This window comes from Streptomyces sp. NPDC001714, from assembly GCF_042892755.1.
Lineage (GTDB): Bacteria > Actinomycetota > Actinomycetes > Streptomycetales > Streptomycetaceae > Streptomyces.
Window position 1 is genome coordinate 1 of sequence record NZ_JBIAUL010000083.1, and the last position, 1401, is coordinate 1401.

Below are 1401 nucleotides of genomic sequence, written 5' to 3' on the forward strand. Positions count from 1 at the left end.
TACTGCAACGGTGTTTGCCGTGACTGTTGGCCAGGTTGGTCGTTGGTGTGGTTGTGGGTGGGGACCTTGGTGATGTCAGGTTGTGGTCGGGTGAACTGACCGCTCTGCATGAGCGGTTCGTGCACCGTTTCAACAGGTCGGAGCCGCGTGAGTCAGCTCTTGCCTATATGCGGGGGCTGATTGCTCCGCTTGAGCGCAAGAACGGCTGGACGCTGGCCGAGGAGGCCGGTCATGACGGTCCGGACCGTATCCAGCGGATGCTGAACCGGATCGAGTGGGACGCGGACGAGGTCCTGGCCGACGTACGCGCCTACGTGGTGGAACACCTCGGCGACCGGGATGCCGTGCTGATCGTGGACGACACCGGCTTCCTGAAGAAGGGCGTCCGGTCGGCCGGGGTGCAAAGGCAGTACTCCGGAACCGCCGGCCGCACCGAGAACTGCCAGGTCGGCGTGTTCCTCGCCTACGCCACGGGCCGCGGACGCACACTGATCGACCGCCGACTGTATCTGCCCACGTCCTGGACGGACGACCGCCAGCGCTGCCGGCGGGCCGGTATCGGCGACGAGATCGCGTTCGAGACGAAGGTGGCCATGGCCAAGGCGATGGTCCGAAAGGCCATCGCGGACCGGATTCCGTTCGGCTGGGTGACCGCGGACGCCGCCTACGGCTTCAGCAAGGGCTGGCGGTTCGAACTCGAACAGGCCGACGTCTTCCACGTCATGGCCACCACCCGGCACGACACGGTCGTCACCCGCTGGGCACTCGACCATCCCGTCCACGACCTGTTCCCCGGCCTGCCACGGCAGAAGTGGAAGCGCCGTTCCTGCGGCGAGGGAGCCCACGGCCGGCGGATCTATGACTGGGCCCGTGTCGAGGTGCGGCCCTGGCACCGCGAGGACCGCCGGCACTGGGTACTCGCCCGCCGAAGTGTCAGCCGTCCCGAGGAGATCTCCTACTACATCGCCTACTGCCCCGCCGACACCACCCTTGATGAGCTGATCCGCATCGCGGGCAGCAGGTGGGCCGTTGAGGAGTGCTTCCAGAGCGCGAAACAGGAATGCGGCCTGGACGACTACCAGGTCCGCCGTTACCCCGGCTGGCACCGCCACATGACCCTGGCCATGGCCGCCCACGCCTGCCTCACCGTCCTGCGCGCCCGCGAACTCGACACCGACAAAGCAGAAACGGATCCTCCCAGCTCATCCACCTCAGCCTCGCCGAGATCCGACGTCTGATCACCCGACTCACCCACCGCCACCCCGCCCCGGTCGACCACATCCTGCACTGGTCAGCATGGCGTCGCCGACGCCAGCACCAGGCTCGCGTCAGTCACTACAAACGACGCGGACACAGCCCCTGAGCTGGCCAGCAATCAGAACAAGCACCGTTGCAGTACTA

General features: G+C 66.5%; 1 protein-coding gene. It reads left to right on the forward strand.

Annotated elements, in window-relative coordinates; genetic code table 11:
• Positions 1-53 precede the first annotated feature (53 nt).
• Positions 54-1238 carry an IS701 family transposase gene (locus ACFY0P_RS52185; protein WP_384555453.1) on the forward strand — a complete coding sequence of 395 codons (1185 nt, stop codon included), beginning with the start codon at positions 54-56 and terminating at the stop codon, positions 1236-1238.
• Positions 1239-1401 lie beyond the last annotated feature (163 nt).